Raw genomic sequence first — 15,253 nt, forward strand, 5'->3', positions numbered from 1 at the left:
TACCTCACGTTCGCCCTTGAACACCCACCGGGGATGGCGGTCGTGGCGACGTTAGGTGCCGCAAACTTTCGTTAACAAGGTCTTGACGTGCGAGCAATACGAGCAAAACACCAGGTCATGAGCGAGCGGCCGGAATAGGGGGCACCGGGGCGAGCTGAACGGGCAAACCGTTGAGCACCGCGGTCCCCGACAGGACGTCCAGCCGGGCGCCGCCGTTGAGCTGGTTGACGTTCCGTCCTGGGTCGGCGGCCGCCACCCCCATCCGCGTACCGGGCCGGTCGTGCCCCCAGCCGTGCGGCATGCTCACCACGCCCGGCCGCACCGCGTCGGTGACCTCCACGGGCACCTCCAGCTCCCCGCCGTCCCCCTTCAGTAGCGCCGGGCCGCCGTCGGTCAGCCCCAGCCGCGCCGCGTCCTGCGGGTGCACCTGCACGGTGCAGCGGTTGCTGCCGCCGGTCAGGGCGGGGAGGTTGTGCATCCAGGAGTTGTTGGACCGCAGATGGCGCCGTCCGACGAGCAACAGGCCGTCCGGACGCCGGGCGAGCGCCGTCCGCAGGCGTGCCGCTTCGGTGGCCTTGATCGGCTCCGGGCACAGGTCGACCGTCCCGCCGCGGGTCTTGAGGACGTCTGGCACCCGCGGGGTCAGCGGGCCGAGGTCGATGCCGTGCGGGCGCTCCAGCAGCCGGGCCAGGGTGAGCCCGTCGGGCTCCGCGCCGAAGCCGTCGCCGTAGGGGCCGAGCCGCAGCATCATGTCGAGCCGGCGTTCGGCGCCGGTCAGGCCGGTCAGCTCCGCCGCGAGTTCGGCGGGCTGCCGTCCGTGCACCGGGGAGTGCGAGTCGGCGACGGCCTTGCCCAGCGCCGCGTCGATCACCATCGTGTCGACCAGGCCGGGGCCCGCGCCGTCCTGGCCGCCCGCGCACAGGATCAGCCGGGCATGGATCTCGCATTCGTCGGGCCGCCCTTCGCCGAGCGGCAGCACGGCCCGGGTGTAGCGGGCCTGGTTGCGGACGGCGAGGGCGTTGAAGGCGAAGTCGTAGTGCGCGCTGCGGGAGGGCGGGGGCGGCGGGAGTACGACATCGGCGTGCCGCGAGGTCTCGTTGAGGTAGGGGTCGACGCTGACCATGAAGCCGACACCGGCCAGCGCCCGGTCGAGCCGCTCACCGTCCGGGGCGGACAGCACCGGGTTGGCGGCGATGGCGATCACCGCCCGGACCGGGCCGTCCGGCGCGCCCGGGTGCCCCGGCCCCGCCCCCGGGGTGTCGATCTCCTCGGCCAGCGCGGCCAACGGCAGCTCGGACTTGGCCTCGGGGTGGCCGGAGACGCGGCTGTGCCAGCGGCCGAGCGCGAATCCCCGGCCGGGCTTGGGCGGCCGGGGCGCGGCGCCGGTCGCGGACAGCGGGAACATCACGCCACCCGCCCGGTCGAAGTTGCCGGTGAGGATGTTCAGCACATCGACCAGCCAGCTGGTGAGGGTGCCGAACTCGACGGTGCTGGCACCGACCCGGCCGTATACGGCCGCCCGTTCCGCGGCCGCCAGCTCCCGGGCGAGCGTCCGGATCTCGTCCGCGGGCACCTCGCAGGCGGGCGCCACCGCCTCCGGGGTGAACTCCGCTGCCAGCCGCTCGACGTCCGCGACCCCTTCGATGTGGGCGGCCCGCTCCCCGAGGTCCACCAGCCCTTCCTCGAAGAGGACCTGCACCATCGCGCACAGCAGCAGCGCGTCCGTACCGGGACGGATCGCCAGGTGCCGGTCTGCGATCCGGGCGGTGCGGGTACGCCGCGGGTCGATCACCGTCAGCCGCCCGCCGCGCCGCCGCAGCGCCTTGAGCCGGCCGGGGAAGTCCGGCGCGGTGCACAGGCTGCCGTTGGAGTCCAGGGGATTGGCGCCGATCACCAGGAGATGGTCGGTGCGGTCGAGGTCGGGCACCGGGATCGCCAGCGGGTCGCCGTAGAGCAGGCCGCTGGAGACGTGCTTGGGCATCTGGTCGACCGTGGAGGCGGTGAAGACGTTGCGTGTCCGCAAGGTGCTGAGCAGAACCGGCGGGTACAGCGCGCCGGCGACGGTGTGCACATTGGGGTTGCCGAGCACGACCGCGACGGCGTTGGCGCCGTGCTCCTCGATCAGCGGCCGCAGCCCCGCCTGCACGGCCGCGAACGCCTCGTCCCAGCCGGCTTCCCGAAGCTGCCCGTCGCGCCGCACCAGGGGACGGGTCAGCCGGTCGGGGTCGGCGTCGAGCTGACCGAACGCGGCGCCCTTGGGGCAGATGAACCCCTTGCTGAACACATCGTCGCGATCGCCCCGGGCGGCGGTGATCCGCCCCTGGCCGAGCAGTTCCCGCCCGTCGGCGACGCCCTCCTCGACGGTGACGCTCAGCCCGCAGGTGGCCTCACAGAGCGGGCAGATGCGCAAGGCGGTACGACTCATCGGTCCCTCCCGGGGACGGTGCCGGTGGCGGCGGTGCGCGTACGCTCCGACCATACCGACCGGTACGCATGAGGGAAGCCCGGCGACAGGAAATCGCGGGAGAACGACGCACCACGCGCCTCCGGGGCGGACGTGCGCACCGCGCGGACGTCCGCCCCGGAGAGCCGCCGTCAGCCCGCCCCGACACCCCCGTCCGGTCCGGCCGGCCCTGCCGCCGTACCGACGTCCGTGCCGTCCGCGGGGCCGTCGTCCAGATACCGCCCGAGGTAGGCCCGCAGCAGATGCCTGGTCTCGGTGATGATCGCCGGGTCGCCGCCCGGGTCCGTACGGAACGCGAGCTGGAGCAGCGCGTCGGCGGTCTCGACGGCGACGAGGAAGGCGGTGCGCAGCCCTTCGTCGGTGGCGTCCAGGCCGAGCCGGCCGGCGAACAGCTCGCGCAGCCGGTCGGCCACCTCGTAGTTGGCCTGCCGGGACTCCTGTGGGGCGGGAACGGTGAATTCCACCAGGGCGAAGCCCGGCACCGTCCGCTTCATGGCGAGGTATTCGTCGAGCACGACGTCCATCGCGTGACGCCACACCAGAGGCTCGGCGGAGGCGCTCAGCCGGGCGGTGATGCGGTCGGCGTAGGCGTCGAGGTTGCGCCGGGCGAGCGCTTCGGCCATGGCCCGCTTATGAGGGAAGAAGCGGTACACGGAGCCGATCGGGACCTGGGCCCGGCCGGCCACGGCGCGGGTGCTGAGGTCCTCGTATCCGGTCTCCTCCAGCAGTTCGGCGCAGGCGTCGAGGATGCGCGCGAGGCGCTGGGCGCTGCGCCGCTGGACGGGGACGCGCCGGAGCGGGGCGGGTGGCGGGGTGGGCTGCTGCACCCGTCCATCCTGCCCCCGGTTCGGGCGGACGACAGCCGGTCGTGCGGAGAACGGACCGGCGCGGGTCGGGGCCGGGATCCGGCCAGGGCGGCCGGGAAGCCTCCGTTGACGGACCCCCGCAGCAATCCTAAGGTCTTGCATAGGATTCCTTGAGCGGCGGGAGCACGCGATGACAGGTACGGGCAACGAGCAGGCGAGGAAGACGGCCGAGGGGCTGGGATACGCCTCCGGCTTCGGCAACGAGCACAGCTCGGAGGCCCTCCCCGGCGCCCTGCCGGTGGGCCGCAACTCCCCCCAGCGCGCCCCCCTCGGCCTGTACGCGGAGCAGCTGAGCGGTTCGGCGTTCACCGAGCCCCGGGCCGACAACCACCGCTCCTGGCTCTACCGCATCCGCCCCTCGGCCGCGCACCCGCCGTTCGTCCGCGCCGAGCGCCGCGCCATCCGCTCGGCGCCGTTCACCGACTGCGTCCCCGACCCCAACCGGCTGCGCTGGAACCCATTGCCCGACCCGGCCGGTCCGGTCGACTTCCTGGACGGCCTGTGGACGCTGGGCGGCAACGGCGACGCGACCCAGCGCACCGGCATGGCCGTGCACCTCTACCACGCCAACTCCTCCATGACGGAGCGGGTGTTCAGCGACGCGGACGGCGAACTGCTGATCGTCCCGGAGCACGGCGGGCTGCTGCTGCGCACCGAACTCGGCCTGCTGCGCGCGGAGCCGGGCCACGTGGCACTGATTCCCCGCGGCGTCCGCTTCCGCGTCGAGCTGCTGGACGACACCGCGCGCGGCTACGTCTGCGAGAACTACGGCAAGCCCTTCCAGCTCCCCGACCTCGGCCCGATCGGCGCCAACGGGCTGGCGAACCCGCGGGACTTCCTCGCCCCGGTCGCCGCCTACGAGGACATCGAGGGGCCGTTCGAGGTCGTCAACAAGTTCTGCGGCAACCTCTGGACCGCGACCTACGACCACTCGCCGCTGGATGTCGTCGCCTGGCACGGCAACCACGTGCCGTACGTCTACGACCTGCACCGCTTCAACGTCATCGGCTCGATCAGCTATGACCACCCGGACCCGTCGATCTTCACGGTGCTCACCTCGCCGTCCGACACCCCCGGCCTCGCCGGTGTGGACTTCGTGGTGTTCGCACCGCGCTGGCTGGTCGGCGAGGACACCTTCCGGCCGCCGTACTTCCACCGCAATGTGATGACCGAGTACATGGGACTGATCGAGGGCGCCTACGACGCGAAGACCTCGGGCCCAGGGGGGTTCGTCCCGGGCGGCGGCTCGCTGCACAACATGATGTCGGCGCACGGCCCGGACCGGGAGACCTTCGACCGGGCGAGCGCGGCCGAGCTGCGGCCGCAGAAGATCGACGACGGCCTGGCCTTCATGTTCGAGACCCGCTGGCCGCTGACCCTCACCGAGCAGGCCCGGGACGCCGGACATCTGCAGGCCGGCTACGACGACGTATGGCAGGGTCTCCAGCGCCACTTCCGCCCGTGAGACCGGGGAATGCCCTGTGAACACCTTCGCTCCCGACTCGCTCGCCCTGAACCGCAAGCTGCCGCTGTGGTATCAGGTGTCGCAGTCCCTGCGTGCCTCCATACTCGGCCGGTCCCCGGACGCGCCGCTGCGGCTGCCCACCGAGGACGCGCTCGCCGCGCACTACGGCGTGAGCGTGCTGACCATGCGCCAGGCCCTCAAGGAACTGGAGACCGAGGGCCTGATCAGCCGGCACCGGCGCCGCGGCACCTTCATCGAGCCGAGCGCCCAGCGAGGCGCGCCGGTGCGGCTGCTCGGCTCGGTGGACGCGATCGTCGCCCAGCAGTCCGGGATGAGCAGCACGCTGTTGGAGCACGGGCCGGTGCCGGTGCCGGCCGAACTGGCCGAGTATTTCCCGGGCTGCCAGGAGGTGACCGAGTTCTGCCGGTTGCGCGGCGACGAGGAGACGGGTGAGCCCACCAACCACGCGCGCAACTACGTACGGCCCGATGTCGCCGCCAAGATCGACCCGGCGGATCTGGAGCGGTGGCCGATGACGAAGGTGTTGCGGGACGCCGTGGGCGTGCGGATCAGCCGGATCACCGACACCGTCGAGGCGCGGCTGGCCGACCCGGAGACCGCCCGGCTGCTGGAGGTCCCGCTGCTCAGCCCGATCCTGCACTACACCGGCATCACCTACGACGAGGCCGGCCAGGCCGTCGACGTCGCCCGGATCCGCTACCGCGGCGACCGCTTCTCCTTCACGGTCACCCTGGACGCGCACTGACCGTGCCGATCCTGCGCGGCCGCGGGACGGCGCTCAGATGCGCTCCAGGCTCCGCCCCGTGCTGCGCGGCCCCAACAGCGCGACGTCCAGGCACAGCAGCACCATCAGCATCGCGGACCCCGCGAACACCGCGGCCGCCCCGAGGTCGGTCAGCACGCTCAGCGCCACGAAGGGCAGCACGACCGAGGTGAGGCGGGACAGCGAGTAGGCGATGCCGATCGCGCTGCTGCGCAGCCCCGTCGGGAAGATCTCGGTCTGATAGACGTGGAAGGCGTTGGAGAAGATGTTGCTGCACACCGTCAGGCCGAAACCGAAGGCGACGATCGCCCAGGTGGCCGAGGCGAAGCCGAAGGCCAGCCCGCAGCCGGCCATACCGAGCGCCGAGGCGATGATCAGCGTGCGGCGCTCGATCCGGTCGATGAGCGGGATCGACAGCGCAGACCCGAGCGGATAGCCGCAGAAACTCAGCGCGGCGTACAGCAGGGACGCGGTGACGGTGTGGCCCTTCTCGGTGAGCACCACCGGCGCCAGCGACCCGAAGCCGTAGTAGCCGACGGTCTGCAGGACTTGGAAGATCCACCACATGACGGTGCGCCGGCGGAAGTCCCCGCGGAACATCTCCCCCAGCGGCACCTTCCGCTCCGGAACGGTCTCCACCTCCGGGACGGACGGCAGGCTGGTGCCGGTCTCCCGCGCCACCCGCTCCTCGATGCGGGACACGATCCGGTCGGCTTCGTCGGTCCGCCCGCGCACCGTCAACCACCGCGGGGATTCCGGGAGTTGGCTACGCATCAGCTGGATGAAGCCGGCGCCCAGCGCGCCGGCGACCAGCAGCCAGCGCCAGCCTTCCATGCCCAGCAGCTGCTGCTCGGCCACCAGCCGTGCCCCGAGGAGCGCGGCGACCGGCACACCGAGAAAGCCGACGGTGTACGCATAGGCGATGTACCGGCCGCGGACCGCACGCGGCAGGAACTCGGCGAGATAGGTGTCGACGAGGACCAGTTCGGCACCGAGGCCGAGCCCGGCGAGAAACCGCAGCGCGAGCAGCCACTCCAGGTTCGGCGCGAACGCGCAGAGCAGGGAGAAGAGCGAGTACGCGCCCAGATTCAGCATGAACATCCGGCGCCGCCCGAAGCGGTCGGCGAGCACCGACAGCACATTGGCGCCGACGAACATGCCGAGGAATCCCGAGGCGATCACCCAGGACTTCCCGGTGTGCCCGAGATGCCACTGTTCGGCCAGGACCGCACCGAGCACGCCGCCGAGAAAGATCTCGTAGAGGTCGAAGAAGGCGCCGATGCCGACGATGAGGGTGATCCGGCGGTGCCATCGGGACGGCGGCAGCCGGTCGAGCCGTGCCGCGGCGCGAGCGCCGATGGAGGTTCCCCCGCGCCGGTCAGGCGTGGGGGAGACGGTGTCCGGCATGGCGGTCCTCCCCTGAGCAAGGTCCCACGCGCAGGGCGGAGCCACGCCGCACCGCGCTTCGGGCGTACCGCGTGGACGGTACCCCTCCAAGATCAGTTACCGGAAGGGCGCATGGGCAGGAGTGCTCCGGGGCGAAGGATCCGGCGCGGCCACCGGCCCCTGGTTACGATGCCGGGGTCAACCGAACGGTCCGGGAGGGGCTCCGCGTGACGGCGAAGCAGGACACGCCACGGCTGTCCGATCTGATGCCGTGGTCCGTGGCGCCGCTGCGGCTCGGCCGTTCCTGGGTCATGGGGCCGGACCCCGCGGTCCTCACGGCCCGCTGGAAGCGGCTGGTGGCGGCCGAGGACGCGGCGGCCCGTGAGCGGCTGTTCCGGCCGTCCAGGGCCCGGACACTGCACTCCGCCGTGGGGCAGCTGCCCGGCCAGGCCACCCCCACCGAGCGGCTGCTGCGGGCGGACGGTCCGTGCCCCGCGCCCCAGCGGGTGCTGCACGGCCCTTTCGATCAGCAGTGGCTGCTGCCCGACCACCGGCTGATCGACACCGCCCGGCCGGAGTTGTGGCGGGTGGCGGACGACCGCCAGCTGTTCGCGGTCGCGTGGGGAGCGGTGCCCCAGGTGCCTGGCCCCGCGGTGGTGTGCTCCGCGGTGCTCCCGGACGGGCGGTCGCCGGCCGGCCGTCCTGGCCGGATCCACCCGCTCTACCGACGGCCCGGCGGCGTCGAGCCGAACCTCGCACCGGGCCTGCTCGACCTGCTCGGCCGCAGGCTGGGACGCCCGGCCGCCCCCGCCGAACTCCTCGCCTGGATCACCGCGAGCGCCCGCCACTCCCCCGACGGCTGCGTGGTGCCGCTCCCCGCCGATCCGGCGATCTGGGAGGACGGTGTGGCCCTCGGCGGACGGCTGTTGTGGCTGCACACCCGGGGCGCCCGTACGAGCGAAGAGCCCGCGTACGCCGGGGCGCGCACCGCGGAGCGACCCCGGATGCCGGGCGGACGTAGGCCCTACGTACGCTCCGCCCTCCCCGAGCGCGGACTGCCGCAGACTCTCGCCTACGACCGGGACGACGAGGCGCTGCTGCTGGGCAGCGGCCGGATCGCGCCGGTCCCGCCGGGCGCCTGGGACTACCACGCGGGCGGCGTACGCGTCCTTGACGCCTGGTTCGCGCAGCGCACCGGCGCGGGCGAGGAGCCGGCCGAGGCCGGTTCGCTGGCGGCGCTGCGCCCCGCGACCTGGCCGCAGGAGTGGACCTCGGACCTGCTGGAGCTGATCACCGTCCTGGCGCTGCTGGCCGAACTACGGGCGCCGACCGCGGAGTTGTGCCGGCGGACCGCGGACGGGCCGGAGATCGGGGCGGCCGAGCTGCGGGCGGCCGGAGTCCTGCCCGCGCCGCTCTCGGCGCGGCGTCCGGCATCCGTACTGGACCACCACGAAGAGGGGCCCGAGGGGCAGTTCGCCCTGTTGTGAGGCGCCGGGGCACGCGCCCCGGCGCTCGTCACGTCCCTGTGCTCATTCCTGGGGCGCCAACTCCGGCCCCAACGAGGAGAACGTCTCCTGGCTGACCACCCGCTTCGGCGGCCAGGTGATGTTCTTCGGCGGCCAGCTCTGCCCCGTCCGCTCCAGGAACCAGGCGGGCGGTTCGTACATCGGGGGCTCATAGCCGTCCGGCAGCGCGGTCCGCCAGGTCACGCCCTTGGTCCGCCGGGCGAACTCGTCCTTGACGGCCTTGAGCCGGGCCGGCTGGGTGAGCAGGTCGACGGCGGTCGCGGCCAGGTACCTGGCGGCGGCCAGCAGCGCCGCGTGGCCGGGCCCGGCACCGGCGCAGGAAGCCGTGGACCAGGTGTGCATCTTGGTACCGACCGGGGCCAGCGCCGCGCCCATCGACACGGTGGGAACCTGCCAGCTGATGTCGGCGACATCGGTCGAACCACCGCCCATGAACACCGGGTTGGGCGGGGTCAGGGCGCCGATCTCGTCGTGCAGGCCCTTCTGCGGCAGCCCCAGCGACTTCTGCAGTTCCTTCGCGAGCCGCTGCGCGTCGTCGTCGAAGTCCGGCGGGCCGATGGTGCGCATGTTGTCGTGCATCAGCTCCGCGAAGGAGCGGGACGGCAACTGGTTCCAGCACGCCGACGTGATCTTGTGCTGGACCCGGGTGCGGCTCGCCTTGGCGGCGGCCTCGGAAATGGCGATGACCTTGTCCAGCAGCACCTGCACCCGCTCCGGGCTGCCCTCGCGCACGTAGTACGAGATCTCGGCGATCTCCGGGGTGACGTTGGGGATGTCACCACCGTTGTTGATGACCCAGTGCAGCCGGCCGGACGGCGCGAGGTTCTCCTCGCGCAGGAACTCCGACATCGTCGCCATCATCACGGCGGCGTCCAGCGCGCTCTTGTTGCCGAGCGGCGTGCCGCCGTGGCCGGCCACCCCGAGGAAGGTGAAGGTGACCGCGGTCATCGCGGTGGTGGTGCCCCAGCCGGTGGCGTTGGACGTCGACGGGTGCCAGTCGAGGAAGGCGTCCAGCCCCTCGTACACCCCCTTGCTGACCGCGTACGTCTTCCCGATCAGCTGCTCCTCGGCCGTGGAGCCGAAGAACTTCACGGTGACCGGCAACCGGTGGGTGCGGGCCGCCTTCGCCACCGCGACGGCGGCCGCCGCGGCCGCGGTGCCCAGTGCGCAGTGTCCGCAGCCGTGGCCGGGGCCGTAGCCGGGGGCGAACGGGTCGTGGATGTACTCCCGCGGATCGTGGTGCCCGACGCCCTTGTGCTGGGAGAGCCCAGGGAGCGCGTCGTACTCCCCGCTGAAGCCGAGCACCGGGCCGCCGCTCCCCTGACGGAACGTCGCGGTGAAGGCGGTGGGGAATCCCGCGGTACCGAAGCGCACGTCGAACCCGGCTCGCTCCAGGAATTCCGCCTCCGCCAGCGAGGACTTCCACTCCCGGAGGCTCAGCTCGGCGTGCTGCCATATCTCGTCGTTCAACCCGGTGATGGCGGCGGCCTCGCCGTCGATCCAGGCGAGGGCGGCGGCCTTGGCGGGGCTGTCCTTCGCCACGCCGGTGGGCGGCCGGTACCCGCCGTCCGCATCGGCGGTGTCCGCGGCCGCCGCCATGGCCGGGTCCGTACCCCCGGCCGTCACCCCGCCGACCACGCCCGCGGCGCCGAGCAGCTGCATGATCCGGCGCCGGCTGAGGCCGCCGGCGGCCGAGGTGAGGGTGGGGTCGTCGTGCTCGTGATGGTCGTGCAGATCGCACACAAGCGCCTCCGGGAGTGAGGTAGTTGTACGGCACAAGCGATCAGCACCCTGACCCGGAATGATTGCTTCGTCAACAGCCCGCAGTGACAGTGGAGTTACGGAACGGCAGGAACCATCGAAGAACGGGCACCACCACAGGCGCCTCGGCGGGGCGCGCGCCCGGCGACCATGGGCAGACAGAAAAAACCACCCGTCACGGGGACGGGTGGTCGTATCCGGGCGCCGGACGGACTCCGGGTGAGGGGAAGGCCGTCGGAGCGCCCCGGAGAGAAGGATTCCTGCCTCCGGCGAGCACACCGACGCGCTGCGTGACGCCCTTGGCCTGATGCGCGATCGGATCGCAGCGCTGCGCCGGGACGGTGTGGTCGCCCGAGGTATTTACTTCAGGGGTACTACGGTCAGCCGTGGCCGCCGAACAGCGAACGCCGCAGCCTGCGCAGCGGTGCGAACAGCGAAACCCTGGCCCCGCGGCTCCTTGTCGTGCGCGAGTGATCACGAGCGGTGAGCTCCTGCATCAATGACGTCGCACCCTGTGCCTCACGCTGCGGGACGGCGGGACCGCCCAGCACCGCGAGGTGACGGTCGAGGCGCGCACTGGACGCGCCGCTACCGCAGTTGATGGCAGGGACTCGCGCCCTGCTGCGCACTGTTATCTGTTCCATGACTCTCCCCACCCGTACGAGGGCACCCGGCCCGGGCAGGGTAACCCTATCTCTCTTGGAGGACACGCGTGCAGACCGCTCAACGGATCCACCTGCCTCGCTTCGACGTTGACGAACACCATACGGAACATCGCGTACAAGGCATTGGCCAGGGCAAGTTGATTGCCCGTCGGGCAGCGGACGGCACCTGACACGAGCGGCGGTCGGGAACGCGAGGAGGGCCCGGATTCCGGCCCCTCCTCGGCATCGGGTGTGCGGGAGATTACGCGGCGCCGCCGAACACGGGCAGATAGCCGCTGGACTGTCCGGTGGCCGTGGGGTGGTAGGACTCCAGGACGGGGTAGGTCACGCTGTGCAACCAGGCGGCGCCCGAGCAGAGTTCGTGGCCGGCGAAGGTGGTGTTGATGTCGGCGAAGGAGAAGCCGTGGTCGGCGGCGCGCTTGGCGGTGACGCCGTTGATCTCGTCGGCGGCACCGTTTATCGCGGTGCGGGACTTCTCCGAAAGACCCGCGATGCAGCTGCCGCCGATCTTGTAGAAGCGCGGGTATCCCAGAACGACGACGCGGGCGGACGGGGCCTTCTGGGAGATGGCGGTGTACACCCCGTCGAGCTTGGCGGGCAGGGTGTTGCGGACGTAGTCGACGGCCTGGGCGACCCGTGCGAGGCAGGCGCTCTCGGAGCTGAGCGCACAGGTCGTCATGGTGTCGGCGAAGCCCGCGTCGTTGCCGCCGATGGTGATGCTGACGAGCCCGGTGGTGCTGTCGAGCGAGGAGAGCTGGCTGTTCAGGACATCACCCGTACGAGCACCTGAGCATGCGGCGAACCGGAAGGACGAGGGTGAGTGCGACGCGGCCCAGAGGGCCGGGTAGGCCTTGGTGCTGCGCTTGCAGTCGCCGCTCGCGCTGTCGTAACTACCGGCCCCCACTCCCGAGGAGTAGGAGTCGCCTAGGGCCGTATAGCCGGTGGCTGCGGCCTGTTGGCCGGATGCGGCGGCGCTCGTGCCGGTGAGCGCGAGCGCCGTGGTGACGAAGAAGGCGGCCGTCGTGGCCGCGAATCGGGACAGTCTCATGGAACCTCCCTCAGCAGGGTCTCTGCCTCATCCGTGGTAGCAGGACTCACCGGTAACCGGAAGTGTCCATGCCAAAGCTGATGCATGCTTCACGGCAAATCTGACGATCCATGGGGATCTCAGATGCCATGTCGGGGCTGACATTGCTTTGCTATGACGTGCATATGACATCCCGACAGAAGTCTTGATACGCGAGGGCCGCTCGCCGAACCTTTTGACGGGCGGTCAACGGACCCCTCCGCACCGCCCGGTGCGTACGACCCCGTACGCCACAGCCCTTGCGCGCGCACCACGGCGCGCCACCGATGAGGAGGACTCCCTCGCGATGGCAGTGATGCGTAACACCACCCCGCGCTCCACCCCGAAGCGTTCGGCCCAACTGCGGATCGCCGCGGCGCTCACCGCGACCACGGCCGCCGCCGCACTCGGCGCCCTGTCCTTCCCCGCCCACGCGGCGCCCGCCGAAGGCACCGTCGTGGGTGCCGGCGCCGCCGACGCGGTGCGCGGCAGCTACCTCGTCACCCTCAAGCGCGACGCCGGCTTCACATCCGCCTCGGCGCACGGCAGAAGCGTGATATCCGAGTACGGCGGCACCGTGCGGCACACCTACACCGCGGCCCTCAACGGATACGCCGCCACGCTCTCCGCGGCGCAGGCGAGACGGCTGGCCGCGGACCCGGCCGTCGACCAGGTCTTCCAGGACCGCACCCTGCACGCCCTGGGCACCCAGACCAACCCGCCGTCCTGGGGGCTGGACCGGATCGACCAGACGAACCTGCCGCTCGACCAGAAGTACACCTACCCCGACACCGCGGGCTCCGGCTCCACCGTCTACGTCATCGACACCGGCGTCCGCATCACCCACCAGGACTTCGGCGGGCGGGCGGCGAACGGCTACGACGCCGTCGACAACGACAACACCGCCCAGGACGGCAACGGGCACGGCACCCATGTCGCGGCGACCGCGGCCGGCACCTCCTACGGCGTCGCCAAGAAGGCGAGGATCGTGGCGGTGCGGGTGCTGAACAACGCGGGCTCCGGGACCACCGCCCAGGTCGTCGCGGGCATCGACTGGGTCACCAAGAACCACAGCGGCCCCTCGGTGGCGAACCTGTCGCTGGGCGGGGGCGCCGACGCGGCCCTCGACACGGCCGTGCAGAACTCCATCAAGAGCGGGGTGACCTACGCCGTCGCCGCCGGCAATTCGGGGGCGAACGCGCAGAACTACTCCCCCGCACGCGTCCCCGAGGCGCTCACGGTCGGCGCGACGACCTCCACCGACGCGCGCGCGAGCTACTCCAACTACGGCTCGCGCGTGGACCTCTTCGCGCCCGGCAGCAGCATCACCAGCGCCTGGAAGACCACCGATACCGCCACCAACACCATCTCCGGCACCTCGATGGCGTCCCCGCACGTGGCGGGCGCCGCCGCGATCTACCTCGCCGGCCACCCGACCGCCACCCCGGCGGCGGTCGCCACGGCCCTGACCGGCGGCGCCACCGGCGGAGTCGTGACCAACCCGGGCACCGGATCCCCGAACAAGCTGCTCAAGATCGTCCCGTAGCACGGTCACCTCGGCGCCCCGGGCGGCACACCGCCCGGGGCTCTTCCGCGCGTCCCGCGACCCGGATGCCCGGTTTCCACGTAACGGTTCTGTTCTGTCCGGGGAAAACACCGCGATAATCCGCGTGCCGGACGGGGGACCGTGACCGATCATGGCGGCATGTCTGCCGATCACGTCCAGCCGTCCGCCGCCGAGGAGTCCCTTCCGATCCGTCTGAACATGGACGACAGCGATTCCCCTTCCGATGTCATCGACGCGCTCTTTCTGGGGCGGTTCGCCAAGGGAGAGCAGCCGTACGCCCGCAGCCGCTCCGTGGACAGGGTGAAGTCCGGGCTGACCCTGTTGCCGCCCGGCACGCGCATTCTGCGCTCGGCCCGCGACGATGACCGCAGCGCCACCCTCGCGGAGGGCGACGGGTTCACCCTGCTGGTCTCCCGGTGGAACCGCGGGGCCGATGTGACGGTCACCGCCGTCAGCGACGAACTGGCCCAGAAGGTGCTGGGGCAGGCGGCGGACGGCGCGGAGGACGCACCGGAGCCGCAGCCGGAGAACGTCGCGATGGGGTTCTGGTACTTCTCACCGCGCCGAGGCCCGCACCGGACGTCCCGGCAGATCTCCGCGGGAACATGGGACGAGATCCGCCCCAATTACACGGCGCCGGTGGCCGACGCCATGGACCGGCTGATGAAGGTGGCCCCCGAGGAGATCGCCGGCCGACTGCTGTTGCTGCACGGCCCGCCCGGCACCGGCAAGACCTCCGCGCTGCGCACCCTGGCCCGCTCCTGGCGCGACTGGTGCCAGGTGGACTGCGTACTCGACCCGGAGCGGCTGTTCAACGACGTCGGCTACCTCATGGACATCGCCATCGGGGAGGAGGACAGCACCGGCAAGGGCCGCTGGCGTCTGCTGCTCCTGGAGGACTGTGACGAACTCATCCGCGGCGAGGCCAAGCACACCGCGGGCCAGGCACTGTCGCGGCTGCTCAACCTGACGGACGGTCTGCTGGGCCAGGGGCGCAACGTCCTGGTCGGCGTCACCACCAACGAGGATCTGGAGCGCATGCACCCCGCGGTGGTCCGCCCCGGCCGCTGCCTGGCCCGGATCGAGGTCGGCCCGCTCACCCGCACCGAGGCGGTGAACTGGCTGGGAACCGAGGAGGGCATCGGCCGCGAGGGCGCCTCCCTCGCCGAGCTCTACGCCCTGCGCCGCGGCACCCGCCCCGCCTCGGTCCCGGCCCAGGACTCGGGGGCGGACGCGGGGATGTATCTGTAGTCGCCACGCTTCGGTGCGAAATCCCGCTCGCATGACCGGGCTTCCTCCCACGGAAGGAAGCCCGGTCGCCTGCACTCGACTTGCCCGGGCTCTTGGAGAGCGCAAGCTGAAAGGAGGGGAGAGCTCTCTTCGGAAGGAGCGCGCGCCATGGCCAAGGCGATCCGAAAAAGCGAGGCGCAGTCGTACCCTCTCGAAACCTTCGAGATAGAACTCGACGAAGGGGACTGGGAAACCCTGAGCGCCGACCCGGAGAAGTTCATCAGAGAACGGCTGGAGCCCGAGTTCAAGGTGAACGGCGTCTGCATCGACACCAGAGTTCTCGATCACCTGTCGAATGACGACGATCAGGTGGCATTCGTCAGACTGGTGCACATCAGCGGGGGCCCGCTGGAGTCCTATTACGTCTTCCCGCAGCAGATGTGAGGCGTGTGCCCATCGCTGCGGCGCTCCGC

Annotated in this window: 12 protein-coding genes; 6 read left to right on the forward strand and 6 right to left on the reverse strand. The window is 71.5% G+C overall.

Annotated elements, in window-relative coordinates:
• Positions 1 to 115 precede the first annotated feature (115 nt).
• Both ACH4FH_RS27230 and ACH4FH_RS27235 read right to left on the reverse strand, forming a co-directional pair.
• Complete coding sequence (locus ACH4FH_RS27230) at positions 116 to 2,425, reverse strand: molybdopterin-dependent oxidoreductase (RefSeq protein ID WP_398558545.1); 2,310 nt, start codon at positions 2,423 to 2,425, stop codon at positions 116 to 118.
• A gap of 170 nt (positions 2,426 to 2,595) precedes the next feature.
• On the reverse strand, positions 2,596 to 3,291 hold the full coding sequence (locus tag ACH4FH_RS27235) for a TetR/AcrR family transcriptional regulator (RefSeq protein WP_398558546.1): 696 nt from the start codon (positions 3,289 to 3,291) through the stop codon (positions 2,596 to 2,598).
• Between the two features lie 169 nt (positions 3,292 to 3,460).
• Between ACH4FH_RS27235 and hmgA the strand changes: the two genes are divergently transcribed.
• Entirely contained in the window at positions 3,461 to 4,795 is a 1,335-nt protein-coding gene (hmgA, locus tag ACH4FH_RS27240; RefSeq protein ID WP_398558547.1) for a homogentisate 1,2-dioxygenase, read from the forward strand.
• 16 nt (positions 4,796 to 4,811) lie between these two features.
• Positions 4,812 to 5,561, forward strand: a complete 750-nt coding sequence (locus tag ACH4FH_RS27245) for a GntR family transcriptional regulator (RefSeq protein WP_398558548.1) — start codon at positions 4,812 to 4,814, stop codon at positions 5,559 to 5,561.
• A 33-nt stretch (positions 5,562 to 5,594) separates the two neighbouring features.
• On the opposite strand, the gene ACH4FH_RS27250 is transcribed toward ACH4FH_RS27245, so the two are convergent.
• Positions 5,595 to 6,986, reverse strand: coding sequence for an MFS transporter (locus ACH4FH_RS27250; protein ID WP_398558549.1), 1,392 nt, complete (start codon positions 6,984 to 6,986; stop codon positions 5,595 to 5,597).
• A gap of 206 nt (positions 6,987 to 7,192) precedes the next feature.
• Here ACH4FH_RS27250 and ACH4FH_RS27255 point away from each other — a divergent pair, with 206 nt between their 5' ends.
• Positions 7,193 to 8,452 carry a type ISP restriction/modification enzyme gene (locus ACH4FH_RS27255; RefSeq protein ID WP_398558550.1) on the forward strand — a complete coding sequence of 420 codons (1,260 nt, stop codon included), beginning with the start codon at positions 7,193 to 7,195 and terminating at the stop codon, positions 8,450 to 8,452.
• Positions 8,453 to 8,494: 42 nt separating this feature from the next.
• On the opposite strand, the gene ACH4FH_RS27260 is transcribed toward ACH4FH_RS27255, so the two are convergent.
• From ACH4FH_RS27260 to ACH4FH_RS27270, 3 genes are all read right to left on the reverse strand, one after another.
• Entirely contained in the window at positions 8,495 to 10,234 is a 1,740-nt protein-coding gene (locus tag ACH4FH_RS27260; protein ID WP_398558551.1) for an amidohydrolase, read from the reverse strand.
• 398 nt (positions 10,235 to 10,632) lie between these two features.
• Complete coding sequence (locus ACH4FH_RS27265; RefSeq protein WP_398558552.1) at positions 10,633 to 10,896, reverse strand: hypothetical protein; 264 nt, start codon at positions 10,894 to 10,896, stop codon at positions 10,633 to 10,635.
• 262 nt (positions 10,897 to 11,158) lie between these two features.
• A complete protein-coding gene (locus ACH4FH_RS27270; RefSeq protein ID WP_398558553.1) occupies positions 11,159 to 11,965 on the reverse strand; it encodes an SGNH/GDSL hydrolase family protein in 807 nt (268 codons plus the stop codon).
• Positions 11,966 to 12,290: 325 nt separating this feature from the next.
• Here ACH4FH_RS27270 and ACH4FH_RS27275 point away from each other — a divergent pair, with 325 nt between their 5' ends.
• The 3 genes from ACH4FH_RS27275 to ACH4FH_RS27285 all read left to right on the forward strand — a co-directional run bounded on the left by ACH4FH_RS27275 (position 12,291) and on the right by ACH4FH_RS27285 (position 15,224).
• Positions 12,291 to 13,529 (forward strand): S8 family peptidase, encoded by a 1,239-nt coding sequence (locus tag ACH4FH_RS27275; RefSeq protein ID WP_398558554.1) that lies wholly within the window; start codon positions 12,291 to 12,293, stop codon positions 13,527 to 13,529.
• 159 nt (positions 13,530 to 13,688) lie between these two features.
• Complete coding sequence (locus tag ACH4FH_RS27280) at positions 13,689 to 14,801, forward strand: DUF5925 domain-containing protein (protein ID WP_398558555.1); 1,113 nt, start codon at positions 13,689 to 13,691, stop codon at positions 14,799 to 14,801.
• A 147-nt stretch (positions 14,802 to 14,948) separates the two neighbouring features.
• Positions 14,949 to 15,224 (forward strand): hypothetical protein, encoded by a 276-nt coding sequence (locus tag ACH4FH_RS27285; protein ID WP_398558556.1) that lies wholly within the window; start codon positions 14,949 to 14,951, stop codon positions 15,222 to 15,224.
• Positions 15,225 to 15,253 lie beyond the last annotated feature (29 nt).

Source organism: Streptomyces sp. NPDC017993 (genome assembly GCF_044328065.1).
Taxonomy (GTDB): domain Bacteria; phylum Actinomycetota; class Actinomycetes; order Streptomycetales; family Streptomycetaceae; genus Streptomyces.